The sequence below is a fragment of the Virgibacillus sp. 7505 genome (assembly GCF_002272135.1).
GTDB lineage: Bacteria > Bacillota > Bacilli > Bacillales > Amphibacillaceae > Terribacillus.
Genome location: NZ_NPBF01000285.1, coordinates 1 through 240 on the forward strand (window position 1 = coordinate 1; position 240 = coordinate 240).

The 240-nt window shown below is 49.6% G+C and carries 1 protein-coding gene; it reads right to left on the reverse strand.

Annotated elements, in window-relative coordinates:
• Nucleotides 1–240, reverse strand: a 240-nt coding sequence (locus CHH91_RS18980) for a dihydroxyacetone kinase subunit DhaK (protein WP_176465878.1), incomplete at both ends; no start/stop codon positions are given.

The window sequence follows — 240 nt, forward strand, 5'->3', positions numbered from 1 at the left end:
TGCTTGTCTAGTTCAGCTAGCACGTCACGAGCAAAACTGTACTGCTCTACTAACGGCGTGCTGCCCATGCCGTTAATAAGGACAGCTAGTGGATCAGAGCCAGGCAATTCAGCGGCCACTTTCGACACGAGCAATTTCGCAATTTCTTGCGAAGAAGCGACTTTTTCTCGGTACATCCCTCTTTCACCATGTATGCCAATGCCGACTTCCATCTCGTCTTCTGCCAAAGCAAAGCTAGGT